At 61.8% G+C, this 26,636-nt stretch carries 23 protein-coding genes; 16 read left to right on the top strand and 7 right to left on the bottom strand.

Annotation, left to right across the window (positions count from 1 at the left end):
- The first annotated feature begins 257 nt into the window (after positions 1–257).
- The 4 genes from SO180_RS12200 (at position 258) to SO180_RS12185 (ending at position 4,539) form a co-directional block, all read left to right on the top strand.
- On the top strand, positions 258–1,151 hold the full coding sequence (locus SO180_RS12200) for a branched-chain amino acid ABC transporter permease (RefSeq protein ID WP_449379064.1): 894 nt from the start codon (positions 258–260) through the stop codon (positions 1,149–1,151).
- Positions 1,152–1,153: 2 nt separating this feature from the next.
- The gene (locus SO180_RS12195) at positions 1,154–2,227 is read left to right on the top strand and encodes a branched-chain amino acid ABC transporter permease (RefSeq protein ID WP_449379063.1); all 1,074 of its coding nucleotides are present in this window, start codon (positions 1,154–1,156) and stop codon (positions 2,225–2,227) included.
- Positions 2,228–2,270: 43 nt separating this feature from the next.
- Entirely contained in the window at positions 2,271–3,554 is a 1,284-nt protein-coding gene (locus SO180_RS12190) for an ABC transporter substrate-binding protein (RefSeq protein WP_449379062.1), read from the top strand.
- Between the two features lie 145 nt (positions 3,555–3,699).
- Positions 3,700–4,539, top strand: a complete 840-nt coding sequence (locus tag SO180_RS12185; RefSeq protein ID WP_449379061.1) for an ABC transporter ATP-binding protein — start codon at positions 3,700–3,702, stop codon at positions 4,537–4,539.
- A gap of 60 nt (positions 4,540–4,599) precedes the next feature.
- On the opposite strand, the gene SO180_RS12180 is transcribed toward SO180_RS12185, so the two are convergent.
- Positions 4,600–5,751, bottom strand: coding sequence for an AGE family epimerase/isomerase (locus SO180_RS12180; protein ID WP_449379060.1), 1,152 nt, complete (start codon positions 5,749–5,751; stop codon positions 4,600–4,602).
- Positions 5,752–5,835: 84 nt separating this feature from the next.
- Here SO180_RS12180 and SO180_RS12175 point away from each other — a divergent pair, with 84 nt between their 5' ends.
- From SO180_RS12175 to pseF, 11 genes are all read left to right on the top strand, one after another.
- Positions 5,836–7,059 (top strand): phenylacetate--CoA ligase family protein, encoded by a 1,224-nt coding sequence (locus SO180_RS12175; RefSeq protein ID WP_449379059.1) that lies wholly within the window; start codon positions 5,836–5,838, stop codon positions 7,057–7,059.
- A gap of 205 nt (positions 7,060–7,264) precedes the next feature.
- Complete coding sequence (locus SO180_RS12170; RefSeq protein WP_449379058.1) at positions 7,265–8,647, top strand: GHMP family kinase ATP-binding protein; 1,383 nt, start codon at positions 7,265–7,267, stop codon at positions 8,645–8,647.
- 13 nt (positions 8,648–8,660) lie between these two features.
- Entirely contained in the window at positions 8,661–10,580 is a 1,920-nt protein-coding gene (locus SO180_RS12165) for an N-acetylneuraminate synthase family protein (protein WP_449379057.1), read from the top strand.
- Positions 10,580–11,269 (top strand): acylneuraminate cytidylyltransferase family protein, encoded by a 690-nt coding sequence (locus SO180_RS12160; protein ID WP_449379056.1) that lies wholly within the window; start codon positions 10,580–10,582, stop codon positions 11,267–11,269. Before SO180_RS12165 ends, SO180_RS12160 begins: the two co-directional genes overlap by 1 nt.
- Entirely contained in the window at positions 11,262–12,023 is a 762-nt protein-coding gene (locus SO180_RS12155) for an SDR family oxidoreductase (RefSeq protein ID WP_449379055.1), read from the top strand. The genes SO180_RS12160 and SO180_RS12155 overlap by 8 nt, the downstream gene beginning before the upstream one ends.
- Positions 12,020–12,868 carry a sugar phosphate isomerase/epimerase family protein gene (locus SO180_RS12150; RefSeq protein WP_449379054.1) on the top strand — a complete coding sequence of 283 codons (849 nt, stop codon included), beginning with the start codon at positions 12,020–12,022 and terminating at the stop codon, positions 12,866–12,868. Before SO180_RS12155 ends, SO180_RS12150 begins: the two co-directional genes overlap by 4 nt.
- Positions 12,865–13,626, top strand: coding sequence for an SDR family NAD(P)-dependent oxidoreductase (locus SO180_RS12145; protein WP_449379053.1), 762 nt, complete (start codon positions 12,865–12,867; stop codon positions 13,624–13,626). Before SO180_RS12150 ends, SO180_RS12145 begins: the two co-directional genes overlap by 4 nt.
- A gap of 14 nt (positions 13,627–13,640) precedes the next feature.
- Positions 13,641–14,480, top strand: coding sequence for an SDR family oxidoreductase (locus SO180_RS12140; protein ID WP_449379052.1), 840 nt, complete (start codon positions 13,641–13,643; stop codon positions 14,478–14,480).
- Between the two features lie 50 nt (positions 14,481–14,530).
- Positions 14,531–15,532 carry a UDP-N-acetylglucosamine 4,6-dehydratase (inverting) gene (pseB, locus tag SO180_RS12135; protein ID WP_449379051.1) on the top strand — a complete coding sequence of 334 codons (1,002 nt, stop codon included), beginning with the start codon at positions 14,531–14,533 and terminating at the stop codon, positions 15,530–15,532.
- Positions 15,529–16,707 carry a UDP-4-amino-4,6-dideoxy-N-acetyl-beta-L-altrosamine transaminase gene (pseC, locus tag SO180_RS12130; protein ID WP_449379050.1) on the top strand — a complete coding sequence of 393 codons (1,179 nt, stop codon included), beginning with the start codon at positions 15,529–15,531 and terminating at the stop codon, positions 16,705–16,707. The genes pseB and pseC overlap by 4 nt, the downstream gene beginning before the upstream one ends.
- A complete protein-coding gene (gene pseF, locus SO180_RS12125) occupies positions 16,704–17,393 on the top strand; it encodes a pseudaminic acid cytidylyltransferase (protein ID WP_449379049.1) in 690 nt (229 codons plus the stop codon). Before pseC ends, pseF begins: the two co-directional genes overlap by 4 nt.
- Before the next feature lie 115 nt (positions 17,394–17,508).
- On the opposite strand, the gene SO180_RS12120 is transcribed toward pseF, so the two are convergent.
- On the bottom strand, positions 17,509–18,696 hold the full coding sequence (locus SO180_RS12120; RefSeq protein WP_449379113.1) for an HAD-IIIA family hydrolase: 1,188 nt from the start codon (positions 18,694–18,696) through the stop codon (positions 17,509–17,511).
- A gap of 159 nt (positions 18,697–18,855) precedes the next feature.
- Between SO180_RS12120 and SO180_RS12115 the strand changes: the two genes are divergently transcribed.
- Complete coding sequence (locus SO180_RS12115; RefSeq protein ID WP_449379048.1) at positions 18,856–21,246, top strand: hypothetical protein; 2,391 nt, start codon at positions 18,856–18,858, stop codon at positions 21,244–21,246.
- Between the two features lie 137 nt (positions 21,247–21,383).
- Here the strand turns inward: SO180_RS12115 and SO180_RS12110 are convergent, their stop codons facing one another.
- The 5 genes from SO180_RS12110 to SO180_RS12090 all read right to left on the bottom strand — a co-directional run bounded on the left by SO180_RS12110 (position 21,384) and on the right by SO180_RS12090 (position 26,635).
- Entirely contained in the window at positions 21,384–22,130 is a 747-nt protein-coding gene (locus SO180_RS12110) for a hypothetical protein (protein ID WP_449379047.1), read from the bottom strand.
- A 187-nt stretch (positions 22,131–22,317) separates the two neighbouring features.
- Positions 22,318–23,058 carry a hypothetical protein gene (locus SO180_RS12105; protein ID WP_449379046.1) on the bottom strand — a complete coding sequence of 247 codons (741 nt, stop codon included), beginning with the start codon at positions 23,056–23,058 and terminating at the stop codon, positions 22,318–22,320.
- A gap of 140 nt (positions 23,059–23,198) precedes the next feature.
- Positions 23,199–24,086 (bottom strand): class I SAM-dependent methyltransferase, encoded by an 888-nt coding sequence (locus SO180_RS12100; RefSeq protein ID WP_449379045.1) that lies wholly within the window; start codon positions 24,084–24,086, stop codon positions 23,199–23,201.
- 34 nt (positions 24,087–24,120) lie between these two features.
- A complete protein-coding gene (locus SO180_RS12095; protein ID WP_449379044.1) occupies positions 24,121–25,005 on the bottom strand; it encodes a 2OG-Fe(II) oxygenase family protein in 885 nt (294 codons plus the stop codon).
- Between the two features lie 121 nt (positions 25,006–25,126).
- Positions 25,127–26,635 carry a lipopolysaccharide biosynthesis protein gene (locus tag SO180_RS12090; RefSeq protein WP_449379043.1) on the bottom strand — a complete coding sequence of 503 codons (1,509 nt, stop codon included), beginning with the start codon at positions 26,633–26,635 and terminating at the stop codon, positions 25,127–25,129.
- Position 26,636: the final 1 nt, after the last annotated feature.

Below are 26,636 nucleotides of genomic sequence, written 5' to 3'. Positions count from 1 at the left end.
GACGCGCGCACCGCAGCCCCTCGCCTCTCCCCGCTTGCGGGGGGAGGCCGGAGCGCGTCAGCGATCCGGGTGAGGGGGAGCCTCTCCGAGGGCGGTCGCGATGGTCTCGAGAACGCCCGCCAAATTGTGCGAGACCTCATTAGCACCTCGCATGCGGAAGCTTCCCCTCACCCGCCGCGCTCCGGACGATGCTTCGCATCGCTCGGCGCACGTCGACCTCTCCCCGCAAGCGGGGAGAGGCGAAAGGTCCAACGTACATGAACACCGCCTTCCTCTTCCAGCTTCTGGTCAACGGCCTCGTGGTGGGCACGCTCTATGGCGTCGTCGCGATGTCGTTTGTGCTGATCTACAAGGCGACGCAGGTCGTCAACTTCGCGCAAGGTGAGCTCTTGCTGGTCGGCGCCTGGGTGTGCTGGGCGCTGCTGGCGAAATATCAGGTACCGTTCTGGATCGGCATGCCGATGACGCTCGTCTTCATGTTCGTGTTCGGCATCGCAATCCAGGTGCTGATTCTCAGGCCCATGATCGGCGAGCCGATCATTTCGGTGATCATGGTGACCATTGGCCTCTCCACGGTGTTCCAGGCCGCACTGAAATGGATGTTCGGCGTCAACCCGCAGCCGTTCCCGCGGGTGTTCGAAAGCCAATCGGTGAACCTGTTCGGGCTTCAGATCCAGACTGTCTACATCATGAGCCTCGTGGTCTCGGTCGCGATGATGATCGGCATGGCCTGGTTCTTCCGCGCCTCCAAATACGGCCTTGCGATGCGGGCCACCGCGTTCAATCAGCAGGTGGCGCAGTCGCTCGGCATTTCCGTCAAAAGCGTGTTCGCGATGGCCTGGGCAATCTCGGCGACGGTGTCGGCGGTCGCCGGCGTCGTCGTCGCCGTGGTGAACGGCGTGTCGTCGGGGCTGGCGGCCTACGGCATCAAGGTGTTTCCGGCGGCGATCCTCGGCGGGCTCGACTCCGTCGGCGGCGCCGTGCTCGGCGGCATCATCATCGGGCTGCTCGAGAACATCGCGCAATATGTCGACAGCCAGTATCTGCACTGGGGCAATCTCTACGAAATCGCGCCGTTCTACGTCCTGATCATCGTGCTGATGATCAAGCCTTACGGCCTGTTCGGCACCCGTGACATCGAGCGGATTTGACCATGGCCGGCCCCGCCCTCATCCCTGCTGGTGATTTCCGCACGACCTACGCGGCCGACACCACGATTTTCCCGACCAGGACCAGCCGCAACTTTGCGATTGCCGGTGTGCTCCTTCTCTGTCTCGCACCGCAATTTTTCTCCGGCTACTGGCTCAGCATCCTGATTCAGATCGGCATCTTCTCGATCGCGGCTCTCGGCCTCAATATCCTGGTCGGATTCACCGGCCAGATCTCGATCGGGCACGCCGCCTTCTTCCTGCTTGGCGCCTTCACCTCGGCCTATATCTCCAACAACGCGCCGATCCCGGTGTTCTTCGCCATCCCGCTCGCCGGCATCGTTACTGCGCTCGTTGGCCTGATCTTCGGCATTCCGGCGGCACGGCTGAAGGGGCTCTATCTCGTCATCGCGACGCTCGCGGCGCAATATATCCTGCTCGACTTCTTCTCGCGCGCTGAATGGTTCTCCGGCGGCTCGGTGCCGGCCAGCGCCGAGCCGTTCTCGATCTTCGGCTATACGCTGCGCGGCGATAAGCAATATTTCTACGTCGTGCTGGCTTACGTGCTCGCGAGCTACATCCTCGTCACCAATCTGATGCGCACGCGCGACGGCAGAGCGCTGGTCGCGATCCGCGACCACTATCTCTCCGCGGAGATCATGGGCATCAACCTGACGAAATACCGCACGCTATCGTTTGCGCTCGCGGCCTTCTTCGCCGGCATCGCGGGCGCACTCTACGCTCATTACCAGCAGGTCGTCTCGCAGGAAGGTTTTGGCATCGAGCGTTCGATCTTGTTCCTCGCCATGATCATCATCGGCGGCACCGGCTCGATCATGGGCACATTGATGGGCACCGCCTTCGTCGTGCTGCTGCCGGAATCGATGGAATGGCTCAGCCTGCATCTGAAGGGCGGCGCGATCGACCATGCGCTGTCGCTCAACACCAACATCACCTTCCTGCGCGAGATCGCGATCGGGCTCATCATCATCGCGTTCCTGATGTTCGAGCCGGATGGGCTCGCGCATCGATGGCGACAGATCAAGGCCTATTGGAAGCTCTACCCGTTCTCGCACTGAGCGCGGGCAACTCGACCAAAACGATAACAGGAGGAACCAACCGATGAAGACAAAATCCCTTTTGAGCACCGCATCGCTCGCGCTTGCGCTCGCAGCCTTTTCGGCCGCCGCGCAGGCGCAGATCGCGATCGGTCACCTCGCCGACTATTCCGGCGGCACGTCCGACGTCGGCACTCCTTACGGCCAGGCTGTCGCCGACACGTTTGCGTGGATCAACAAGAACGGCGGGATCGGCGGCAAGCAGCTCAACCTCGACACCAACGACTACGGCTATCAGGTGCCACGCGCGATCGCGCTGTACAAGAAATGGTCGGCGCCCGACACCAAGGTCGCGGCGATCATGGGCTGGGGCACCGCCGACACCGAGGCGCTGACCGGCTTCCTCGCGCAGGACAAGATCCCCGACATGTCCGGTTCCTATGCCGCAGCGCTGACCGATCCGGAAGGCACCAGCGGCAAGGCCAAGGCTGCGCCTTACAATTTCTTCTACGGCCCGACCTATTCGGATGCGCTGCGCGCGATGCTGATGTGGGCGGCTGATGATTGGAAGGCCAAGGGCAAGACCGGCAAGCCGAAGTTCGTCCATATGGGTGCGAACCACCCCTACCCGAACGCTCCGAAGGCGGCCGGCGAGGCGCTGGCGCAGGAGCTCGGGTTCGAGGTGCTTCCGCCGCTGGTGTTTGCGCTGACGCCAGGCGACTACAGCGCGCAGTGCCTGAGCCTGAAGTCCTCGGGCGCCAACTACGCCTATCTCGGCAACACCGCGGCCTCCAACATCTCGGTGATGAAGGCCTGCAAGTCGGCCGGCATCGACATCCAGTTCCTCGGCAATGTCTGGGGCATGGACGAGAACGCCGCCAAGACCGCAGGCGACGCGGCCGATGGCGTGATCTTCCCCTTGCGCACTTCCGTGAGCTGGGGCGGCGACGCGCCCGGCATGAAGACGGTGATGGAAATCTCGAAGATGTCGGACCCGACCGGCAAGGTCTATCGCCCCGTGCATTACGTCGCGGCCGTGTGCTCGTCGCTGTACATGAGGGAGGCCCTGGACTGGGCCGCGAAGAACGGCGGTGCGACCGGCGAGAACGTCGCCAAGGGCTATTACCAGAAAAAGGACTGGGTGCCGGCAGGCATGGAGGGTGTCTGCAATCCCTCGACCTACACCGAGAAGGATCATCGCGGCACGATGAAGGTCGACCTCTATCGCGCCAAGGTGACGGGTGCGACCGACGGCGACCTCAACGACCTCATGGCCAAGGGCACGATCAAGCTCGAGAAGGTGAAGACCGTCGAGCTGCCGCGCAAGCCGGAATGGTTCGGGTGGTGAGCTGTACTGCTGCCATCCAAACAACTGTCATCCCCCGCGAAAGCGGGGGATCCAGTACGCCGCGGCTTCTCAGGAAGCGTCTGGCGTCTCTGGAATACTGGGTCGCCCGGTCAAGCCGGGCGACGACAGCGGAGAATGAAGAGACATGACCCAAACCATCGAAGCAGCGCACTCAACGCCAACCGTCGTCGCGCCCGCGCCGCTGCTCAGCGTGCGCAACATCGAGGTCGTCTACGACGACGTCATCCTGGTGCTGCGCGGCCTCAGCCTCGAGGTGCCCAAGGGCGCGATCGTGGCGCTGCTGGGCGCGAATGGCGCTGGCAAGTCGACGACGCTGAAAGCGATCTCCGGCCTGCTGAAGACCGAGGACGGTGAGGTCACGCGCGGCGAGATCATGTTCGACGGCGACCGGATCAACGGCATTGATCCCGACAAGATCGTCCGCCGCGGCATCTTCCAGGTGATGGAGGGCCGGCGCATCGTCGCCGACATGACCTCGCTTGAAAACCTCAAGCTCGGCGCCTTCACCCGCAGCGACCGCGAGGTCGATTCCGATCTCGACATGGTCTTCAGCTACTTCCCGCGCCTGAAGGAGCGCACGGGCCTCGCCGGCTATCTCTCCGGCGGCGAACAGCAGATGCTCGCGATCGGCCGCGCGCTAATGGCACGCCCGAAGATGATCTTGATGGACGAGCCGTCGATGGGGTTGTCGCCGCTCCTCGTGAAGGAAGTGTTCGCGATCATCAAGAAGATCAATCGCGACCTCGGCGTCACCATTCTGCTGGTCGAGCAGAATGCGCGCGCCGCGCTCTCGGTCGCGAGCCATGGCTACATCATGGAACAGGGCAAGGTCGTGCTCGACGGCACCGCCGACGAGCTGCGCGACAACGAGGACGTCAAGGAGTTCTACCTCGGCGGCGCCGGCGACCAACGCAAGAGCTTCAAAAACCTCAAGAGCTTCAAGCGGCGCAAGCGCTGGCTATAGCGTTTTCAAGCGAAGTGGGAACCGGTTCGCGTGAAGAAAACGCGTCAAAACAAAAGCGCTTCACCCCAGCACTTGCTCGGCTTCCGTCACCGCGCAGAGGACATGATAGAACGACGACGCAGGAATTGTCTCGACGAGCGAGTTGCCGTCTCGGTCGAACTGATCATACCAGCCACCCCTCACGGGATGGCTGAGATAGTGCCGTTCCAGCCGCACCAGCGCCGTGCGCGCCTTGTCCGCTGCACCAACCTCGCCGGATTCAGCCTGCGCGATCCACGCTTTCGCGATCTCGGTCTGCGGCCACAGCCGCCGGGAATGCCGGCGGATGTTGCCGTCGACGTCGGCTTCGTCGATGAGGCAGCCGGTCGCGATGTCGTGACCGCGCACCGCCGTCTCCAGCAGCTCACCGCGATAGCGCCCCGTCGGGCAGCCAGTGATGCGCTCGAACCCTTTCAGAAGCCAGACCCATTCGGCCTGGTGGCCGGGCTCGACGCTGACCGGCTCGATCTTCGACCAGTCCTCCTCGAAATATTCGCCAAGCGCACGCTTCTGCTTGTCGTAGAGATTGGCGAGGAACAGCGCGAAGAACTCGCCGGCGCGGTTCTGGAACGACAGGTCATGCGTCGCGTCAAAGCATGCGATCATCGCCTCGAACAAATGCATGTGCGGATTCTGCCGGCGCGGCATCGCCATCGGCAGGCTCTCGTGAACACCGCCATGCGGCGAGCGCAGATGCGCGTCGATGAAGGCGAGCAGCGCGTCGATCTCGGCGCGAACCTGCGCGTCCTTATCCAACGCGTAGACGGTCGCAAGCGCGAGCAGGACGAAGGCGTGGTCGTAGGCATCGCGCTTGCCGTCCAGCACGGTACCTTCCGGCATCAAGCGATGCACATAGCCCGGGCGGCCATCCGGCGCCTTGGCGCGCGCCAGCATGTACTCGAGACCCTTCAGCGCGATCGCTCGGCCTTCCGGATACCAGCCCATCTGCGCGGCCTTGGCATAGCAGTAGATCTGGCGGGCCTGCACGAACACCCGGCGCGGCGCGGCGCGATCCGCCGAGCCATTCTTGTGCAGACGGTCGATGAAGCCGCCCGAGGCCGCATCCCAGCCCTCGCCCGACCACAACGGCAGCGCCTCGTCGATAATCCGCCGCTTCAACCTGGCGACGACATCGGCGGCCTCGTCCGTCGTGATCCCCTGTTCGTTGGCCATTCCACTTTCTCCAGCTCCGGCTGCCGCCCTGATAGCGACGCGCGCGAGGCGGCGCAACGGATGCGAACCAATTGAGGACCAGCCATGACCACCCACTACGACGCCCTTGAGACGCGCGCACTTGACGAGCGCGAGGCCGAGCTGTTCTCGCGCCTGCCGGGCATCCTGCACCATGCCATGGCCGCACCAGCCTATGCCGAGCGCCTGAAGGGCTTCGAGCCGGCCTCCGTGACCTCACGGGCCGCGCTGGCGCGGCTGCCGGTGCTGCGCAAGTCGGAACTGCCCGCCCTGCACAAAGCCTCCCTGCCCTTCGGCGGCTTCGTGGCACACCCGCCCGGGGCATTCGCACGGCTCTTCACCTCGCCCGGACCAATCTTCGAGCCGGAGGGAACCCAGGCCGACCCCTGGCACGGCGCGCGAGCGCTATTCGCCGCGGGCTTTCGGCCCGGCGACATCGTGCTCAACACATTCGGCTACCATCTGACGCCCGGCGGCTTCATTTTCGACGCCTCCGCGCGGGCGCTCGGCTGCGCGGTAATCCCAGCGGGCCCGGGCAACACGGAGGCGCAATTCGAGCTGATCGAGGCCTACCGGCCGATCGGGTATAGCGGCACGCCGGACTTTCTGAAGATTTTGCTCGACGCCGCAGCGACTACGGGGCGCGACGTCTCCTCAATCAAGCGCGCGCTGGTCTCGGGCGCGGCGTTTCCGCCTTCGCTCCAGGCCGAGATCACAGCGCGCGGCATCGACGCCTACCAGGCGTTCGGGACCGCCGACCTCGGTCTCATCGCCTTCGAGACCGAGGCCCGCGACGGCATGGTCGTCAATGAGGACCTGATCATGGAGATCGTCAAGCCAGGCACCGGCGATCCCGTTGCGCCAGGAGATGTCGGCGAGATCGTGGTGACCTCGCTCGACCCGCATCATCCCTGGATCAGGCTCGCGCTCGGCGACCTCACCGCGGCGCTGCCGGGCAAGAGCTCCTGCGGCCGCACCAACATGCGCATCAAGGGCTGGATGGGTCGCGCCGACCAGACCACCAAGGTCAAGGGCATGTTCGTCCGCCCCGAGCAGATCGCCGAGATCGGCAAACGCCACCCCGCACTTGGCCGCCTGCGCCTCGTCGTCACCCGCGAGCGCGAGACGGACGCGATGACGTTGAAGGCCGAGACTGCGGCGGTAAGCGAGGCGCTGCGCGAGGAGATCGCCACCACGCTACGCGCCGTGACGAAGCTCGGCGGCAATGTCGAGCTGGTGAGCCCTGGCGCGCTGCCGAACGACGGCAAGGTGATCGCCGACGAGCGCTGACACTCGCTTGGCGCGATCACGGCGCGCGACAGGCCTCCTTAGCATATCGCTGTCCAGCACGTCAGCGCGGTGAATTCCTGAGCCCGATCATACCCCTAAGCCGGTCCGGCCTGGAACCTTGCATCGCCCCGAGGGCTACCGTATTAGCAGGTTGACCCGCGCCCCGGTTGCGGCTGCGGAATCGACCTTTTCCGGACCCAAGAACGTGCTTGAGCGAACACTCGTCACCATCGCCGAGACCGATACGATTGAGGAGGGCTTTCGCCGCCTCAACGCGAACATGCTCGGTATCCTCTTTGCGCAGGATGCCGGCGGGAAGATCGTCGGCGCGGTGACCGACGGTGACATCCGCAGGCGGATGTTGACCGGCATCACCATCCACGACAGCGTCGCAGCCTGCATCAATCGCAATTTCGTCTGGGCGCGTGCCGGCGGACCGCGCGAGCAAATCCTCAAACTGCTCGACCAGCGTGTCCACGTGGTTCCGATCCTCGACGCCGAGGGCCGGCTGGTCGACGTGTTCAGCCGCGATCTGTTCAACCTCTCGGAAGAGAGCGAGGTGTTCGCGCGCGCCCGTTCGCCAGTGCGAATCAGCTTTTCCGGCGGCGGCACGGACCTCACCCACTACTTCGTGGCGAACGACGGCGGCGCGGTCATCAACGCCACGATCAAGATGTACGCCCATGCGACGCTCAGGCGGCGCAGCGACGCCCAAATCCGGATCTACTCGCACGACTTCCGCTGCACGGTTGAAGCAAACAGTCTCGCCGAGCTCGGCGCGGGCGGCGATCTCGCCTTGATCAGATCGGTGATCCGGCTGATCAAGCCCACTTACGGATTTGAGCTCGAGGTCTCCGCCGATTTCCCGGTGGGCTCCGGGCTCGGCGGCTCCGCCGTGGTGTCGTCGGCCATCATTGGCTGCTTCAACGAATTCCGCAGCGATCAGTGGGACCGCCACGAGATCGCGGAGATGGCATTCCAGGCCGAGCGCCTGATGCTCAACATCCCCGGCGGCTGGCAGGATCAATACGCCACCGTGTTCGGCGGCTTCAATCACATGGAGTTCTCGTCAGACCAGAACACCATCGTGCCGCTGCGCCTCGATTCCAACATCATCGCCGAGCTCGAGGAGAGCCTGGTGCTCTGCTACACCGGCTCGGGTCATGACTCCGGCGCGATCCACCGCGATCAGAAGGCCCAGCACGAAACCTCGGATGCAGTCGCCGCCGCCGCCAAGCAGAAGGAAGTGACACGCGAGATCCGCAAGCATCTGCTGCGCGGCCGGCTTCTCGAATGCGGCCGGCTGATCGACGAGGCCTGGCACGCCAAGCGCAAGATGAGCTCCAAGATCTCCTCGAACGAGCTCGACGATATCTATGACTTCGCCAAGTCGCACGGTGCCGTAGGCGGAAAATTGCTCGGTGCCGGCGGTGGCGGTTATTTCATGTTCTTCGTGCGCCCGTTCGAGCGCTACCCGCTAATCTCCGCGCTGGAGCAGAAGGGCCTGCGCTGTGCACGCATCATGTTCGAGGAGAACGGCCTCAAGACCTGGAAATCACGCTTCCCGGCCCGGCCGGCCGACGAGTGAGACGAGATTGTTGATGACTTCGCCCCATAAGACCGCCCCGATCCGCATCGGCAAACGCCTCGTCGGCGATGGCGAGCCCTGTTATGTGATCGCCGAGATCGGCAACAACCACAACGGCGATTTCGACCGTGCCATCGCGCTGGTCGATGCTGCGGTCGCGGCCGGCGCAGATTGCGCCAAGTTCCAGATGCGCAAGCTCGACGAGGTCTACCGCGCCTCCTCGCTGTCGGGAAAGGACGACGACCTCGCCGTCGAATACACGCTCGACCTGCTCCGCCGGTTCGAGTTGACGACGGAGCAGCAAAAGAAGATCGCCGACTACTGCGCCTCGAAGGGCATTCAATATCTCTGCACGCCCTGGGACGCCAAGAGCGTGGCCGTGCTCGAAGGTTTTGGCGTTGCGGCCTACAAGGTCGCCTCCGCCGACCTCACCAACCTTCCGCTGCTCGCGAAACTGATCGCGACCGGCAAGACGCTGATCGTCTCGACCGGCATGAGCACGACGGACGAGATCAAGACCGCGGCAAAATTCCTCGACGAGCGCAAGGCGAGCTATGTGCTCCTGCATTGCCAGAGCACCTATCCGGCGGCGCTGCACAACATCCATCTGCGCTTTATGGAGACGCTGCGCGAAATCCATCCGATCGTGGGCTACTCCGGGCATGAACGCGGCACAGCGGTGTCGACGGCAGCGGTGGCACTCGGCGCCATCGTGATCGAGCGCCACATCACCCTCGACCGCGAGATGGAAGGCCCGGACCATGCTGCAAGCCTCGAGCCGGAGGAATTCAAGGCGCTCGTCGCCGGCATCCGCGAGGTGGAAGCGGCGCGCGGCGAAAAGCTCGCCGAGCGCGCCCTGAGCCAGGGTGAATTGATCAACCGCGAGAATCTCGCCAAAAGCCTCGTAGCCGCGCGCGACATCGCGCCTGGCACCGTCATTTCCGACGATGATATTGCCGTGAAGAGCCCGGGCCAGGGTCTGTCGCCGCTGAAAATGCCCGCGCTGATCGGCAAGGTTCTCAAGCGGAAGATGGCAGCAGACGATTATTTCTTTCAGAGCGACCTCGACGAGGGCGCCGCGAAAGCGCGGCGCTACCGCTTCGACCGCCCGTGGGGTGTCCCGGTGCGCTATCACGACACCGAGCGCTTCCTCGAAATCTGCGAGCCTGACATCATCGAGTTCCACCTCAGCTATAGCGACATGGAGCGCGATCCGGCGGCCTACCTGTCCGGCACCTACGATCTCGGCTTCGTCGTGCACGCGCCGGAGCTGTTCGCCGGCTCCAAGCTGATGGATCTGGCGACGCCCGACGAGACGCTGCGGCGCTACTCGCTCGAGCAGACACAGGCGGTGATCGACATCACCCGCAACCTGAAGAAATTCTTCCCGAAGACGAAGCGCCCGCCAATCGTCGCCAATATCGGCGGCTTCACGATGGACGAGCCGCTGCCGCCAGAAGAGAAGGCCGAACGCTACCGCATCTTTGCGCAGAGCCTGAAGGAGCTGGACATGGAGGGTGTCGAGCTGACGCCGCAGACCATGGCGCCCTTCCCCTGGCATTTCGGCGGACAGCGGCACCAGAACATTTTCATCTTCCCGGAAGAGTCCGCCGCATTCTGCGCCAAACATGATCTGCGGATGTGCGTCGACATCTCCCACACGAAGCTCGCCGCCAATCATTTCGGCTTCGACTTTGCGCAAGGCCTGGCGCAGCTCGGCCCGCACACCGCGCATCTGCATTTCGGCGACGCCAAGGGACTGGACGGCGAAGGTCTCCAGGTCGGCGAAGGCGAAATCGACTTCAACGAGATCGGAAAAGTGCTGCGCGAGCACGCGCCTACCGCTTCTTTCATTCCCGAGATCTGGCAGGGCCACAAAAACATGGGCGAAGGCTTCTGGACGGCGCTCGAGCGGCTCGAGGGGCACATCTGATGGCGCGCAAGACGCTGGCCGTGATCGCCGCGCGTGGCGGCTCCAAGGGTATTCCGCACAAGAACCTGCTCGATCTCTGCGGCAAGCCGCTGATCGCCTGGACAGTCGAACAGGCGCGCGCGGCCCGCGGCGTCGACGTGGTGGCAGTGTCCTCCGACAGCGACCAGATCCTCGCCGCGGCCGAAGCCGCAGGCGCCGTCGGCGTGCGCCGCCCGGACGACATCTCCGGCGATCTCGCCTCGTCCGAATCCGCCTGGCTGCACGCGCTCAATGCGATTGACGAGCGGGCGGGCCGCTTCGAGCGCATCGTCGCGCTCCAGGCAACCTCTCCGATCCGCGAGCCTCGAGATATCGAACAGGCGCTCGATACCTTCGAGCGGGAAAATCTCGACAGCCTGCTCTCGGTCTGCGAGGTCGAGGACTATTTCAACTGGCGGATCGGCACGGGCGGACCGGAGCCGATCAACTACGACTTCCGCAACCGCCGTATGCGGCAGCAGATCGAGAAGCGCTATCTCGAAAACGGCTCGTTCTACGTCCTGATCCCGTCGCTCCTGCGCGAGCAGAACAACCGCCTGGGCGGCAAGATCGGCTTTCACGTGATGGAGCGTCACAAGATGTTCCAGATCGACCGCCCCGAGGACGTCAAGCTCTGCGCCGCGATCATCCAGGCTTACGGCTATGCCTGACCTCAGCGCCTTCTCGCTTGCCGACAAGATTGCGGTCGTCGCCGGCGCATCGCGCGGCATCGGGGCCGCGATCGCGGCTGGCTTGAAGGATGCCGGCGCCGACGTCTTCGGGCTCAGCCGTTCCGGCACCGCGCCGCAGGGCGTGACGGCAATCGCTTGCGATCTCTCGGACGATGCCGCGATCGCGCACGCGTTCGGCATTGTCGGCGCGCAGCACCGACGACTCGACGTGCTGGTTAACGCGGCCGGCATCAGCCTTCCCGCCCAAAGCGCCGAGAGCGAGCTCGCCCGCTTCCGCGCGACGGTTGCAACCGATCTTACCGGCGTCTATGCGACCATTCTCGCAGCCCATCCGCTGATGAAGGCGTCGGGTGGCTCGATCATCAACGTCACCAGCATCAATTCGGTGCGCGGTTTCCCGGGGAATCCCGGCTATGTCGCGGCAAAAGCTGGCCTTGCCGGGCTGACGCGCGCGCTTGCGGCCGACTACGCTGCCGACGGCATCCGCGTCAATGCGCTGGCGCCCGGCTACGTCGCGACGGAGATGACCGCAAAGAGCTTCGCCGATCCGGCCATGCATGAAGACCGTCGCCGCCACACCATTCTCGGGCGCTGGGGCCAACCCGCCGATATGGTCGGCGCGGCGGTATTTCTGGCCTCGCAGGCGTCTGCCTATGTGACCGGCCAGGAGATCTTCGTCGACGGCGGCTGGACTGCCAAAGGCCTCGCTATCAGCCCGGACAGGACAACGTGACCGCAACGCTCGAACGCATCGGCTTCATGCAAGGCAGGCTGTCGACGCTGGTCGACGGCAAGATCCAGGCATTTCCCTGGGACGAATGGCGCGAGGAATTTTCACGCGCGAAAGCTCTCGGCTTGACGCGAATGGAATGGACCATCGACCAGGAGCGGTTACGCGAAAATCCGCTGATGACCGAAAAAGGTCAGAACGAGATCATCGCATTGTCGCGCGAGAATGGCCTGCGCATCCCGAGCCTGACCGGAGACTGCTTCATGCAGGCGCCGTTCTGGAAGGTCGATGCCGTGGTGCGCGACGTGCTTGTCGCCGACCTCGACCTCCTGCTCGCCGCCTGCAGCCGGCTCGGCATCGAATTCGTGGTGATCCCGCTGGTCGACAACGGCAAGATCGAGCGCGAGAGCGAGAGCGATACGCTCAAGCGGGTGCTGCTTGCCCGCCGCGAGGCGCTCGCACGGCAGAACGTCAAGATCGTCTTCGAATCCGATTTGCCGCCGCGCGAGCTCGCCCGGTTCATGGAGGCCTTTCCGGCCGAAATGTTCGGCGTCAACTACGACAGCGGCAACAGCGCCTCGCTCGGATATGACAGCGACGAGGAGATCGCTGCCTATGCGCCGCGCATTCTCAATGTGCACGTGAAGGATCGCATTCGCGGCGGCACTACGGTGCCGCTCGGCACCGGCAACGCGGACCTCGCCAAGACGATCCGGCTGATCGAGCGTGCCGGCTACAAGGGTCAGTATATCCTGCAAACCGCACGCGCCGCCGACGGCGACCACGCCGGAGCGCTTGCTAGATATCGCGACATGACGATCGGCTGGATCGAGGACGCCGCGCGATGAAGCTCGAGCTGAACGATCGTGTCGCGCTCGTCACCGGCGCCAGCCGGGGGATCGGGCTTGCGATCGCGACGACGCTCGCGTCCGAAGGCGCAAAAGTCGCGCTTGCCGCACGCGGGGCGGACGCGCTGCATGCGGCGCGCGCGACGATCGCCGGCAGCACGTCAATTCATGTGGCCGACGTCGCCGACCCTGCCGCCGCGCGTGCGCTGGTGCACGATGTCGAACGGCAATGGGGCCAAATCGACATCCTCATTTGCAACGTCGGCAATGGCGCTTCCGTCCCACCCGGCCAGGAAACGGCGTCGGAATGGTCGCGGGTGATGGACCTCAATCTGTTCGCCACGACGAACATGATCGAAGCAGCGCGCCCCTCGATGGCGCGCGGCAGCGGCGACCGCGCCATCATCTGCATCTCCTCGATCGCCGGCATGGCCGCGATCGGTGCACCCGTCACCTATTACGCCGCAAAGGCAGCATTGAACGCGACGGTTCGTGGGCTTTCGCGGCCGCTCGCGCTTGAAGGCATCCGCATCAACGCCGTGGCGCCCGGCAACATTCTGGCAGCCGACGGCACCTGGGCTCGCAGGATTGCAGAGAACAAGCAGGCGGTCGACGACATGCTCCAACGCGAGGTGGCGCTGCGCCGACTCGGCAGACCCGAGGAGATCGCAGACCTCGTCGCCTTCCTCGCCTCGCCGCGCGCCGCATTCATCACGGGCAGCGTGATGGTGGTCGATGGCGGCCAGTTGCGGAGTTGAACAGGAGCATTTTCATGGCAAGCCCCTCCTCCCGCTACGACTTGACCGGACGGACGGCGCTCGTGACTGGCGCCGGTGGACTGCTGGGCAAGCAGCATGTCGCAGCGCTTGCCGAGGCCGGCGCGCGCGTCGTCGTCACAGACGTCAGCGTGACACAGGCTGAAGCCGCCATCGCGGCTCTGAAGCAGAACCTGCCCAAAGCCGATCTGATTGCGGGCGAGATCAACGTGACGTCGCACGACTCGGTGCGCGCCGCACACGAACAGATTGCGAGCCGCGGTATCACCGTCGACATCCTCGTCAACAACGCCGCAATCGATCCCAAGGTGACGTCGGCGCCCGGCGTAATGCATTCCTCGCGCTTCGAAGCGTTCCCGGTGCCGCAATGGCAGACGGAGATCGCCGTCGGCCTCACCGGCGCAATGCTGTGCGCCCAGGTGTTCGGCGGCGAGATGGCCAGGCTCGGCCGCGGCGTGATCCTCAACATCGCCTCCGATCTCGGCGTGATTGCGCCGGACCAGCGGCTCTATCGCCAGCCGGGCGTCACGCGCGAGGAGGAACAGCCGGTCAAGCCCGTGACCTATTCGGTAATCAAGCACGGCCTGATCGGGTTGACGAAATACCTTGCGACCTACTGGGCCGACCACGGCGTCCGCGTCAACGCGATCTCGCCCGGCGGCGTCTTCAACAACCAGGATCCCGCTTTCGTCGAGCGGCTCACGCGTCTGATCCCGATGGGCCGCATGGCCGACGTCGACGAATACCGTGCAGCGGTGCAGTTCCTCTGCTCGGACGCATCGAGCTACATGACCGGACAGAACCTGGTGATGGACGGCGGCAGGAGCGTGTGGTAACCAGCCCCATTCCCATTTCATTCAAACGACGATCCGGCGCGGAAACGAGCATGTTCAACGATAAGTCCATTCTGATCACCGGCGGCACGGGATCGTTCGGAAAGAAGTTTGTCGGCTGCCTCCTGAAAAACTTCAAGCCGCGTCGCGTCGTGGTCTATTCGCGCGACGAGCTGAAGCAATATGAGATGCAGCAGGACTTCAATCAGCCTGCGATGCGCTACTTCATCGGCGACGTGCGCGACGGCGAGCGCCTGCGCGCGGCCATGAAGGGTATCGACTTCGTGGTGCACGCAGCCGCGCTAAAGCAGGTACCGGCCGCCGAATACAATCCCATGGAGTGCATCAAGACCAACGTCCACGGGGCAGAAAACGTCATCCAGGCCGCGCTTGATGCGGACATCGACAAGGTCATCGCGTTGTCCACCGACAAGGCGGCACAGCCGATCAACCTCTACGGCGCGACCAAGCTCGCCTCCGACAAGCTGTTCATCGCGGCCAACAACATGGCGGGCGGCCATCGCACCGCGTTCAGCGTGGTCCGCTATGGCAATGTCGTCGGCTCGCGCGGTTCGATCGTGCCGTTGTTCAACAAGATGATCGCCGAGGGCGCCGATCATCTGCCGATCACAGATCCGCGTATGACGCGGTTCTGGATCTCGCTGCAGCAGGGCGTCGACTTCGTGATCAAGAGCTTCGAGCGCATGTCCGGCGGCGAGATCTTCGTTCCGATGATACCTTCGGTGCGTATTCCCGATCTCGCGGCAGCAATGGCTCCGACGCTGCCGACCAGGGTGATCGGCATCCGGCCGGGCGAGAAGCTCCACGAAGTCATGTGCCCGACCGACGATTCGCATTTGACGCTCAAATTCCGCGATCACTTCGTGATCAAACCGACGATCAAGTTCTATCGTCGCGACGTCGACTACCTCACGAACCAGATCGGCGAGCGAGGCGAAGCGGTGTCTGACGGCTTCGAGTACAATTCCGGAAGGAACGACCACTTTCTCGACGTGGCCGAGATCAGAGAATTCAACAAAATTGCGGTCCAATGATCCCGTATGGTCGCCAGGATATTTCCGCTGAGGACATCGACGCGGTCAAGGACGTCCTGCAATCGGACTGGCTGACCCAGGGGCAGGCCGGCCCCCGGTTCGAACAGGCGCTCGCCAGGTACTGCGGCGCGGCCAACGCGGTCGCGGTGTCGAATGCGACCGCCGCGCTTCATATCGCCTGTCTCGCGCTTGATCTGGGTCCCGGCGACATTCTGTGGACCGTGCCGAACACCTTCGTGGCGTCGGCCAATTGCGCGCTCTACTGCGGCGCGAGCGTCGACTTCGTCGACATCGATCCGCGCACCTACAACATGAGCGTCGCGGCATTGCGTGAGAAGCTCGAGCGCGCGAGCGCGCAGGGCCGGCTGCCGAAGGTCGTGATCCCCGTGCATTTCGCCGGACAATCCTGCGAGATGACCGAGATCCGCGCCCTGTCGGATCGCTACGGCTTTCGCATCATTGAGGACGCCTCTCACGCGGTCGGCGGCGACTATCGCGGGCAGAAGGTCGGCTCCGGTCATCTCAGCGACATCGTGGTTTTCAGCTTCCACCCAGTCAAGATCATTACGACCGGCGAAGGCGGCATGGCGCTGACCAATGAGCCGAAGCTTGCCGAACGCCTTTCCTACCTGCGCACCCACGGCATCGTCCGTCCCGTACAGACCGATCCGGTCGACGAGCGACGCTCCAACGAGGACCGCTTTGGTCCCTGGATCTACGAACAGGTCGAGCTCGGCCTGAACTACCGCATGACCGACATCCAGGCTGCGCTCGGCGCCAGCCAGCTCGGCCGGCTCGACGCCTTTGTCGCGCGCCGGCGGGAGCTGGCGGCGCGCTACGACGCGCTGCTTGCGAAGCTGCCGGTGATCTGCCCGTGGCAACACCCGGACACGAATTCGGCCTGGCACCTCTACGTGATCCGACTGCGGCGGAACGAGATCAAGCTCAGCCGGCGGCAGGTCTTCGAGGCGTTGCGCGCCGCGGGCATCGGCGTCAACGTGCACTATATCCCGGTGCACACTCAGCCCTATTATCAACGCCTCGGCTTCAGCGTCGGCATGTTCCCTGAGGCCGAGAGCTACTACCAGGACGCCATCACGCTGCCGCTGTTCTCGAAGATGACGGATGCCCAGCAGGATACCGTCGTCGCAGCGCTTGCGAAGATCCTCGCGTGAAGATCGCCGTCATCCCAGCGCGCGGCGGAAGCAAGCGGATTCCCCGCAAGAACATCCGGCCGTTCTGCGGCAAACCGATCATCGCCTATTCGATCGAAGCGGCGCGCGACAGCAGCCTCTTCGACGAGATCATCGTGTCCACGGATGATGATGAGATCGCCGCCGTGGCCCGTCAATTCGGCGCGGCGACGCCGTTTGTCCGGCCGAAGGAGATTTCGGACGATCACACCGGGACCAACGCCGTTGTCAAACATGCCATCGCCTGGCTCACCGAACGCGGTGACGACATCAGCCACGCCTGCTGCATTTACGCCACCGCGCCGCTGATCCAGCCGCGATATCTGCGGCAGGCCCACGACGCCCTCACGGGCTCGGATGCCGCCTTCGCATTTTCAGTCACGAGCTACGCGTTTCCGATCCAGCGAGCCGTGCGCATCACGGCGTCCGGTCGAGTCGATCCCTTCTATCCCGAACACCGCCTGACGCGTTCGCAAGACCTGCAGCCGGCCTATCACGACGCAGGCCAGTTCTACTGGGGCACCGCTGCGGCATTTCTCGAAGCCGTGCCGGTGTTCTCGGATCGATCCATCGGAGTTGTCCTGCCACGGCACCTCGTCCAGGACATCGACACTATCGAGGACTGGGAGCAGGCCGAATACATGTTCCGCGCGATCAGCCGGAGTTAGAGCCTGATCCGGAACAGTGCGAAGCGGTTTTCTCTCGCGACAAACGCGGAACGCGTTTGCGTGGAGATCATGGCTCGAACAACAACCTAAAGCGCGACGACGATTCGTCCTGATCTCATCGCGCTTTAGATCCGGACTCGAGCAGCGGGCGAAGGAACGCGACCAAGTCACCCTCTTTATAGAGGTGACCCGGTATCCCTGCAGCGATGGCCGCTTCGAGATCGCGACCATTGTCGCCAACGAGCAGGCTTCCTTCGACCCGGACAGGCCATGCCTTCATGCAGTCGAGAATCATGCCCGGCGCCGGCTTGCGCCGGTCGCTGAGGCGACGATATGCCTCGACCGTGCCGTCCTCGTGGAACGGACAATATTGGTAGTCGTCGACATGTGCACCTACCGCGGCGAGTTCGCCGGTCATCCAGGCGTGCAGCCGGTGGACATCGTCGATGCCGTAGTAGCCGCGCGCGACTCCTGACTGATTGGTGACAACAAAGGCGTAGTAGCCGAGATCGTTGCAGAGTTTGATCGCCTCGCGCGCACCACTGACCCACTCGAAGTCTTCGATCCGGTGTACATAGGCCTTGTCGACGTTCAGCACGCCGTCGCGGTCGAAGAAAACTGCGGGCCGCTTCAGCCTGCAGGGTAATTCTTCCTGTGCGCGCTCAAAATCGGTGGGAATGCCGATATCGATGAAGAAGCCGTCATACGGAAACGCCTCTATCTGTCCCTTCGCGACCAGCTGCGGAAATACGCTCTGTTCCAGCGAGCATGGAATTTCCTCAATCAGGGAGATGACGCTTCGATCGAGGCAATAGATGCCTGCGTTAATCGCCCCGCCTGGCTGCGAGCCAGCTGCGAGGAACTTCACGACTTTTCGGCCATCCAGTACAAGCCTGCCGTAGCGATCTCCGGGCTGATCACGCTTCAGCGCCATATGAACCAGCGCAGACGAACCTTCCGCCTGCCGGGCGAGATCGAGCAGGTTGAAGTCGAAAAACGAATCGCCGTTCAGAAGGAAAAACTGCTCCCGCAACCTCGACGAGGCATATTTCAACGCCCCGGCGGTTCCGGATGGCACAGGTTCGCACAAGACCGAAATGGACGCACCTCGCCGCTTCCGACCGTCATAAGCTCCCACCACCTGTTGCGCTCGATATCCCGCCAGCAGAAGGATCTCTTCAATGCTTGGATAGCGGGCCAACTCATCCAGGATATGGTCGAGAAACGGCTTCCCGGCGATCTCAAGCATCGGCTTGGGCAACGACCGAGTTTTTTCTCCGAGGCGAGATCCGAGCCCGCCCACCAGAACGACAGCTTGCTTTGGCACTAGCTCTTTTCCGACCCCAGATACGGACGAAACATTAGATGGCTACTAACTCACTGGTTGTGCAAGAAACAAGAGAGATATCAAGCTTGCTTCTTTGGCGTAGTCATGCATGTTCGCGCATGTGCCCAAAGCACGATGACTGGTCATTCCTGGAACTTCCGCACTAATCCGATCATCGAGTTGAACGTGATCTCAATTCTGGTCTCCCCGCTTTTTTATCTGATTCCCCTGGGCACCATGCTTTGCCTTCTCCGTGGCATGCTGGGCAAACTACCACTTTCCCTCGTATTGGCCAGCGCATGCTGTGCCGGTTTTGTCGTGTTGACCATTTTGCTGCAGTACGCCGAAGCACTTGGTATCCTGCGCGGAAGCTTTCGCGGCTTGTGCTTGCTCGTCATGGTCGCAACGGCCTTGGGTCTGTGGTTGCTGATACGACACAAAGCGAACTGGCACATTGCCTCCCCAGCCCTCCTGATTTCGATCAGCACCGTTCTGATCGTTTATCTCTATACATACTTTGTTCTGTATCACTACCCGACCGGCGACCTGTTCCAGGACGTGCATTCCATGAAGGGAGCCGAAGAGCTCGGGCGGTTCGGCATTCTCAGTCCATACGTCACCGATTCGTACATTCCGATTAAACAAGCGATTGCCGGAATACTCGTCAGGACCTTTGGCTTCGATCAACTCGTCGGATACTGGGCACTCGGGCCCTCGACGATGCTCTTCAAGCTCGTTGTGGTATTTGCAGCGTCTTCGATCGTGTCCAGCCCTCACCACCGTGCCGTCGTTTTCGTCATCGTCTCTGCCGTGGTGGTAAATGGTGAGTTCAGCAACGGGATTCTCTGCTTTTTTTCCAGCTTGCTGCTGATGACGACTACCAACAAGTGGATGCAGCGCGCAGCGGGAACCACTGAGATCAGAAACTCGTCGCTGCTGCTCCTAGCTCTGGTGGCGGCCGAATTGTTCTTGGCGTTCCGATGGACGCATCTGGCTCAGACCTACTTCCTGATCGCCGTCGCTGGCGCGTCGCAGATTCCCTTTGTTCAGTTATCATTCGAGATGTCCCCTCCAGGCGGCACCGTGACTCTCCGCAAGAGCGTCGATCCGGTCTTGTTGCTTATCTTGCTGATGACCGGCTCGATGTTGCCGATGCACCGTTCGAGCATCATCTTGATCCCGATTGCAATGGGTGTCGGCTGGGCGCTTGCCGTGCCGATACCCCTCGTACTACGGCGATACCTGATAGTGCCGGGAGTGATACTTCCCCTGTGCAGCTTAGTCCCGGTAGGCATGGCCGTGGCACAGCTGCTCAATATTCCGACTTTCTCGAATCTATCCGACCCGATCGTTTCATGGACCGCACTGATCCTGGGCAGCAACCCTGGTGATGACTTTGAACTCGGAACGGGCCTTCGAAATGCGCTCGTGGAATGGACCAGGACGATCGGACTGAACCTTGCGCTCCTGCTCGCCGCGACGTTCCTGTACACGACCCTGAGCCGATCGGGACGGTCTCTTTGGCAAGACCAGAGATTTTCGGTATCCTGGATTATCGGCTGGTCTCTGACGCTATTGATCCTTGTCGGCACCCCGTTCGCATATCGCGCCTCCTTTTACGTGGTGCTGCTGTTCTCGGTGTCCCTATCAATCGCGCTGCTCCAGATATGGAAATCCGTGCGGAGCGCGCTTCCGTTCGCCACGATTGTGGTCCTGCTCACCTCGGGCACCTATCTTCTAGCCGCGCACACGCTGGCGCTTTATCGACCATACCTTGAATTCGTATGGCCGATCACGATCATGTTCTCGCTGCTCGCCGTGATGGCCATCTCCGCATTCTTTTGCTCGGGCAGGATGGAATACGTTTTACTGGCTACCCTGGCGGCGTTCGCCCTATCTCTGGATCGCGTTGGCTCGAAATTCGTTTCACTGCCGCACTCTTATGGACGGCCGACCTCTCAAGTTCACGTAGTTGCTCACTACACCGAAGACGACCTGGCGGTCGCACAAGCTTTACGCAGCTTTCAACCCGACACAGCCGTTATCTCGGACTTGTATACGATGTCGATCGTACGTGCCCGTACCGGAATTGGCGGCATCGTTCCATTCTCCAACCTTGACACTATCGCCACGGACAAGAGAGAGCTGCTTCAGCAGGCAATTGGGGCGGCGCGAAGAGCGGACAGGATGGGCTACTGTAAGGCCGTGAGGCAGCTGGTCGACGGCGGCGCTTCTGAATATTGGTACACGATCCGCAGGATCAACAACTTCAAAAGCGACTACGACAAGCCGAGTGAAATTCGCACTCTCTTTGTGTTCTCCTCCAAGACGGCTGACTGGGCGACAACTATCGATGGGGAGCGGACAAGTTATTTCCCCAATACGCTACCTCTTGGGGAGGAGCAGATCGCGTCCATTGCTGAATTGGGACCGATCGTTGCCAACAGCAGCGGAAAGACGATCGCAAGTTTCATCACCTGTCCCGCGGTTGAAGAGTCGTCACGCGATCCGCTCTTGACCCCTTAACGCGCGATGAGATTAGGATGAATCGTCATCGCGCTGTGGGTTATCGTTTGAGCGTGATCTCCGCGCAAACGCGTTCCGCGCTTGTCGCGAGGGAAAAGCGCTTCACACTTTTCGGGATCATGCTTTGGTGAGCGATATCAGTGCTGCATGATACCCGTCAGGTTCATGTGCGCGGGCCGAGAGTGTTCGATCCCGAGCAGCGTTCGGCGATTGTCGGTGGATCGATGAAGATGCAGACTCGCCAGCGTAACGCCCAGGCACGTCGTAACCGTTGTGCCTCGACCGCCGAAGGGTTTTAGGAAGTCGAATACCTTGCTGCCGAAGATGTCCACGACTGACATTTCGCGCGCTCCGAGTGGCGGAATTCGACCGAAATCACCTTCAAGGCGCTCGCCGTCGTCGCGGATCAACACCGACGTCGGATGCGCTTCGTGCGCATACTCGGGATCCGAGGAGTGATTGATCAGCATCACGCTGCTGACGCACTCGCCGTTGGCAATCACCTTCGGATTGATGCCCGTGAAACCGACATGGCTCTTCAATCGTCCCTCGTTCAGCGGACGTGCGAACGCGCCGGTGCGATAGATCGCAACATTGTCCAGGTCGACATAGGTCATCGAGAAGCTGCCCGGCGACGAGCGGAAGGCATCCATCCGCCCGCGATTCATCACCGCCACGACGAGATAATCTTTCGGCGGCAAGCCTAGCTGCTTTATGATGTCCGTGAGGTTGACCTCAAACGAACTTCCTGGCCCGAAGCTCGCCGAAACCTCCCGAGTGGCAAGATAGTCACCATTGCGCGTGAGGACAAGAAGCTTGAAGCGAAGCTTGTTACTAAACCCCGATAACATCAGGCTGGTCAGCTCGGGACCGAGATCCTTCACGCCTTCCCAGAAGTTCTTCTTCAGGACGCCTGCAACCAGACTTTTGGCATATTTGACATCAAGGGCTCGAAACCACACGGGGATCGAGAGCCCAAGTCTACACTCCAGGCCATCGAAGGTCGGCAGGAGGAATCTTGGCTCATGCGGCTTCCACGGAGTGCTCGGAAATCGGCTCACGGTCACGCCCTCAAAAATGGTGCAGGCTGAATTTGCCGTTAGCAAACTGATAGTAGCTGAACGGGCTGGCGAGGTTGTTGCCCGTGAATTCGAGAGCAAAGCACTCGGCTCCGCCGACTAGCTGCTTCGCATTCGGGAAGAGCTCAAGCGTGCCTATCCGAAGAGCTCCCATTGAAGGGATCGCCGGCAGCGCACGCTCCCCGAGGATCGAGCCGTCCAGCGAACGTAATCTCGCATGGCCGTGTGTCGTTCCCTCCCGCGAAAGGCAGCAATTCAAAAGAATTGCGCCACTCTCATCCATGAACCGCGAGAGATAGGTTTGCGACCACTCGGGCATGTGGAAAGCTTTTCCCGAAACCGCCTCACGCTCATGCGACAACGTGATCGCACCGTGGCGCGAGTAGTACTGTCCATAATATCCGGTGGTCACCCTCTTCCCGGGCCGCACCTCTGCTCCGTGCTTCGGTAGCAAAGTCATTGCAACAGTTCCGGAAACGTTCGGGCAAAGCGTCGAAGTCCGCAGCTGCAACTGGTCGTTGAAGTCGAGGTCTTTGCGAAAATAGTTCGCCTGCTTGCCGGCTCCGTCAAAGAACCAAACATGAACTTCGGCGTCGGGTCTATCCTTTAGGAAGATCGAGAAATAGTTGAATGCGCACACTTCGGTTTCGACAATGTCATCATTGCGCAAGTACAGAACGGCGGGTGGGTAACCCCGCGCGACGGCATCCTCGATCTTCAATTCGCCAGACATGCGACCCTCTCACTCCCCATCGGGGCTTCAGCGCCGAGCACACCGTGGTTCACCGGCCGAGCTTTACGCAGTAGGTCGGCCAAAATCAACCGGATTGCGGCCGGCTTCTGCGCTCGGAGAAGGCGCCAGCAGCCGGACATTTAGCGCGCGCCAACGAGGTTTTCGAGCGGCTCCCAAACGTAGAGAAGTCCATCGTTGTGCAGTGTCGGCGCAAAATTCATCCGCTCTCGCGCAATGACGCGAATGCGGCCCTTCGCATCCAACTCATCGAGTAATCCGAACAGACGAGTCTGATAATCCATCGAACGGATGTACACTCGGCTCGCAATATCGCGCGGATCGAGGCGGTTCAGCATACTCGTCGCCGGCTCGATGTTGATGACCCGGCGCGGTCGCGCCCGAATGATGTTCTCGAGAACGGCATCCACGGCGTAGGGAATCTGCTCGATGCAGAAATAGGTCAAAAGCGTTTCGTCGTGGAGTTCGGCGAAATGCGGATCCTCTGCATTGGTCAGATCTATGCGATCGAAGCTGACGCGATCGGCGACCTTGAAATGACTTGCAATCTGCCGACCGGCCTCAATCGCATTGGGTGCGATGTCGAGCCCCCGCAACTTGACCCAGTGTGGGTCACGGCTAAGACAGAATAGGTTGTATCCAAATCCGGCACCGAGTTCGACCAGTGAAACCGCGTCGCTGGCGTGCCGAGATACCAGTTCGGCTAGCGCTCCAAGGCGGTACCGATAGTAGTCGCTGGTCGAGAGTCTAACAATGCCGCCGTCGACTTTGGCAAGGCGCTCGGTGTGGTTGTGGCCGACCAGAAAATCTTCCGCCGTTCTCTCTCGCAACCAAGCTTTTTCGGCGAGGACTCGCCCCCACTGCCCGACATTGTATTCGGAATCGACGACGTCGTGTGTACGCTTGATGTTCTTGAATAGGATCCTATTGAGGCTGCGCGCGGTGTCGATCGCGTACGCCGCCGATAGGTCTAGCCAGGATACCGGCTTCGTGGCGGGCTTTGCTGTCACCGAACTTCCTTCCGAAACCTGACGCCGACGTGGCTCAAAGACCCATCACGAGCTTTTGCAGCTCTGTGGTGTTGGGCGTCGCCAGGAAAGGCCGCTGCTTGGTGCCGGGGAACATCCGTGGGAAGGACAAGAACGTCGCCGTGTAAAGTAGGCGCCCGTGCCCCGGCCCCATCCGGCTTCCCATATGCAGGCATCTGGTCGTCTCGACCATGAACGCGCAAAGCCTTGGAGCCTTCATCACCTTCACGTCGCTGCGCAACACCTTCGCGAACACTCGCTCATCCGAAAAGTGGCTTTCACGGAGCGGGTATCCGAACTTTTCCGTAGCCTGCCGGGGCAGGAAGGTGAACGGACCATCGGCATCCTCGTTGACGTCCGTGAGGTAGACGAACAGCTTAATGACCCTTACGTCATCGTGGTCCCGGTGCCACAACTGCGATGACGCAAGCGCGTCTTCGGTGTAGCGGGAGTAGGACAATAGTACGTAGTCGAGCCAGGGGATCTCACCCAACGCCGCTGCAACAATATTGATGACGGACTTTTGCAGCGCGTACTGAACAAAGATGTTGTCGGCACTAAGTTTGCCGTTCTCCATCTCCGCATCAAGTAGCCGCACCCAGAACTTCTTCCAAGTCGAAGTCTGCTTGCCCTCTGCAACATCGACATTGGCCAGCTTCGCCCGACCAGTCTCCTCGAACTTCTGCTGAATTGCGGGGTCTATGACCTCGGTGACGACGGCATAGCCGTCGCGGTTCAGCGCGTCGGCCTTGGATTTTTCTACCGCGGTTGGTTGCAGAAGCTCAGCCCGCCGTCGCCGGTCGCGCTTGTCGCTGAGGTGCCAGGTATTGACGCCTGTCTTTACAGCCCAGCGGAGAGGCGATCGATTCACATGCCAAAGCGCTCTGGAAACAAATCCCATTTTGCTACCCAATTGAATGCCAGTCCGCAGCCGCCCATCCTGGTGCGCTGCCCGCTCTTAGCAAAGGCGTCCGGCTGTAGCAACCCGAAGCTGCGGGAACCTAGCACGCACAGTTCTCGATCTACCGCTGCGTTACTGTCCGTGCGAACCGGCCGAACATCGCGCGGTCGGTCGGCGAGAGGATCAACGCGGCACTCAACGTCCACGCGGCAATACAACCCAGCGATCCGACAACCACAAGAGCAGTCAACGTATCAGGATGCCAGTACATCTTGGAGCTGAGCACCAGGATACACAGCATGAGTGCTACCACTATCTGCCGAGCGACCTGTTCCCAGAACAATGCCGGAGACAACTCCATGAAGGTCAGTTGGAGATGCGCAAGAATGGGGGCAAATACCACGTAGGATACTGCCCATCCGAGCACGAAAGCCCGCTCGCGCAACAACAGAAGCAAGACGCCGGTGATGACGTACTGCGTTACGACCTGGAAGTACAACAATCGGGTGCTGATGCGGAGAAAGTCGGACCTTACCATCAACGCCGTTTGCCCGGGCCCCAGCATCACGGTGGTGGCGGGCACGGCCAAAGAGATCGCAAGCCAGAGCCACTCATCCGAGTACTGGGCACCGATCCATAGCCGCAATATGTCCCGCGAGAACAGGGCAACCACGACCAAGACGGGGATGATGATCGCGGCCGGAAGCACAAGGCCATTGCGCGCCAGCATTTGGCCCCGACGAACATCGGTCCGCTCCTCGATGTGAGCGGCAATGGGAAGGATGGCTGAATACAGCGGGCTCATCGTTGTCTTGAGAAATCGGGGTAGCCGGGTGAGCACGTCGAACGTACCTACTCCGACAGGACCATAGAGCGCCCCGACCGCGAGAGGCATCAGCGTCTGCTGCGCCGCAGCGGCGATCCGGCTGTTGAACATAAGCCAGCTCCGGTACAGAACGTCATCACGGCTCGAGCGGCTCCACCAGGAAAATCGGAGGCCGACGTCGCGCGTGAGCAGATATGTCGCGACCGCGAGTATGATGTATTTGGCCAGAACCGTTGCCAGGAACGAATAGACGAGCCATTCGTAGGGAGCATGTTGCCAGACGCAGACATAGATCGAGGCAACATAGAGAATGCTCCCCCCGACCTCGGTCAGCCGCAGCCAGGCATATTGCTCAAATCCCTTCAGCGCTCCCTCCGCGACGAGGCCAACGAAGGCCACGGGCACCACGATCGAGGTCAGCTTGAGGGCCATGACGAATCCCCCAAGATGCTCAGGCGCAACCCTGAAGAGAACGGCAAGCCCGTCCGCGACGAACCAGAGGACAACCGCCGAAGCAATCCCGGTTGTGCCCGCAATCAGGGTGACAATCGTGAATTTTTCACTCGCAACTTTCCAGTCGCCAATTCGCCCTCTAGCCACCATTTGGGTGGTTGTTTCGGATACCCCAAAATCGATCATCGCCAGGAAGCCGATTGGCAGAAAGCCGCGGAGCAAGACCGTCAGTCCCAGGATCGTCACCCCGTACGACTTCACGATCAACCCGACCGCGAACAGGCCCAGCACACCGGCAAGGGCGTAAGCGACGGCCGAAATGGCCGTATTGTGCAGGAACCGTCGCAGCACA

The organism is Bradyrhizobium sp. UFLA05-112, assembly GCF_053572325.1.
This window is presented reverse-complemented; position numbering and strand designations above follow the sequence as displayed.

Bases quoted from the DNA above. Each gene is read 5' to 3' on its own strand.
- SO180_RS12175 (WP_449379059.1), top strand. From the start codon at position 5,836: ATGACCACCCACTACGACGCCCTTGAGACGCGCGCACTTGACGAGCGC.
- SO180_RS12095 (WP_449379044.1), bottom strand. From the start codon at position 25,005: ATGGGATTTGTTTCCAGAGCGCTTTGGCATGTGAATCGATCGCCTCTC.
- SO180_RS12160 (WP_449379056.1), top strand. From the start codon at position 10,580: ATGGCGCGCAAGACGCTGGCCGTGATCGCCGCGCGTGGCGGCTCCAAG.
- pseC (WP_449379050.1), top strand. From the start codon at position 15,529: ATGATCCCGTATGGTCGCCAGGATATTTCCGCTGAGGACATCGACGCG.
- SO180_RS12200 (WP_449379064.1), top strand. From the start codon at position 258: ATGAACACCGCCTTCCTCTTCCAGCTTCTGGTCAACGGCCTCGTGGTG.
- pseB (WP_449379051.1), top strand. From the start codon at position 14,531: ATGTTCAACGATAAGTCCATTCTGATCACCGGCGGCACGGGATCGTTC.
- SO180_RS12180 (WP_449379060.1), bottom strand. From the start codon at position 5,751: ATGGCCAACGAACAGGGGATCACGACGGACGAGGCCGCCGATGTCGTC.
- SO180_RS12155 (WP_449379055.1), top strand. From the start codon at position 11,262: ATGCCTGACCTCAGCGCCTTCTCGCTTGCCGACAAGATTGCGGTCGTC.
- SO180_RS12105 (WP_449379046.1), bottom strand. From the start codon at position 23,058: ATGTCTGGCGAATTGAAGATCGAGGATGCCGTCGCGCGGGGTTACCCA.
- SO180_RS12185 (WP_449379061.1), top strand. From the start codon at position 3,700: ATGACCCAAACCATCGAAGCAGCGCACTCAACGCCAACCGTCGTCGCG.
- SO180_RS12140 (WP_449379052.1), top strand. From the start codon at position 13,641: ATGGCAAGCCCCTCCTCCCGCTACGACTTGACCGGACGGACGGCGCTC.
- SO180_RS12190 (WP_449379062.1), top strand. From the start codon at position 2,271: ATGAAGACAAAATCCCTTTTGAGCACCGCATCGCTCGCGCTTGCGCTC.
- SO180_RS12145 (WP_449379053.1), top strand. From the start codon at position 12,865: ATGAAGCTCGAGCTGAACGATCGTGTCGCGCTCGTCACCGGCGCCAGC.
- SO180_RS12115 (WP_449379048.1), top strand. From the start codon at position 18,856: ATGACTGGTCATTCCTGGAACTTCCGCACTAATCCGATCATCGAGTTG.
- SO180_RS12195 (WP_449379063.1), top strand. From the start codon at position 1,154: ATGGCCGGCCCCGCCCTCATCCCTGCTGGTGATTTCCGCACGACCTAC.
- SO180_RS12165 (WP_449379057.1), top strand. From the start codon at position 8,661: ATGACTTCGCCCCATAAGACCGCCCCGATCCGCATCGGCAAACGCCTC.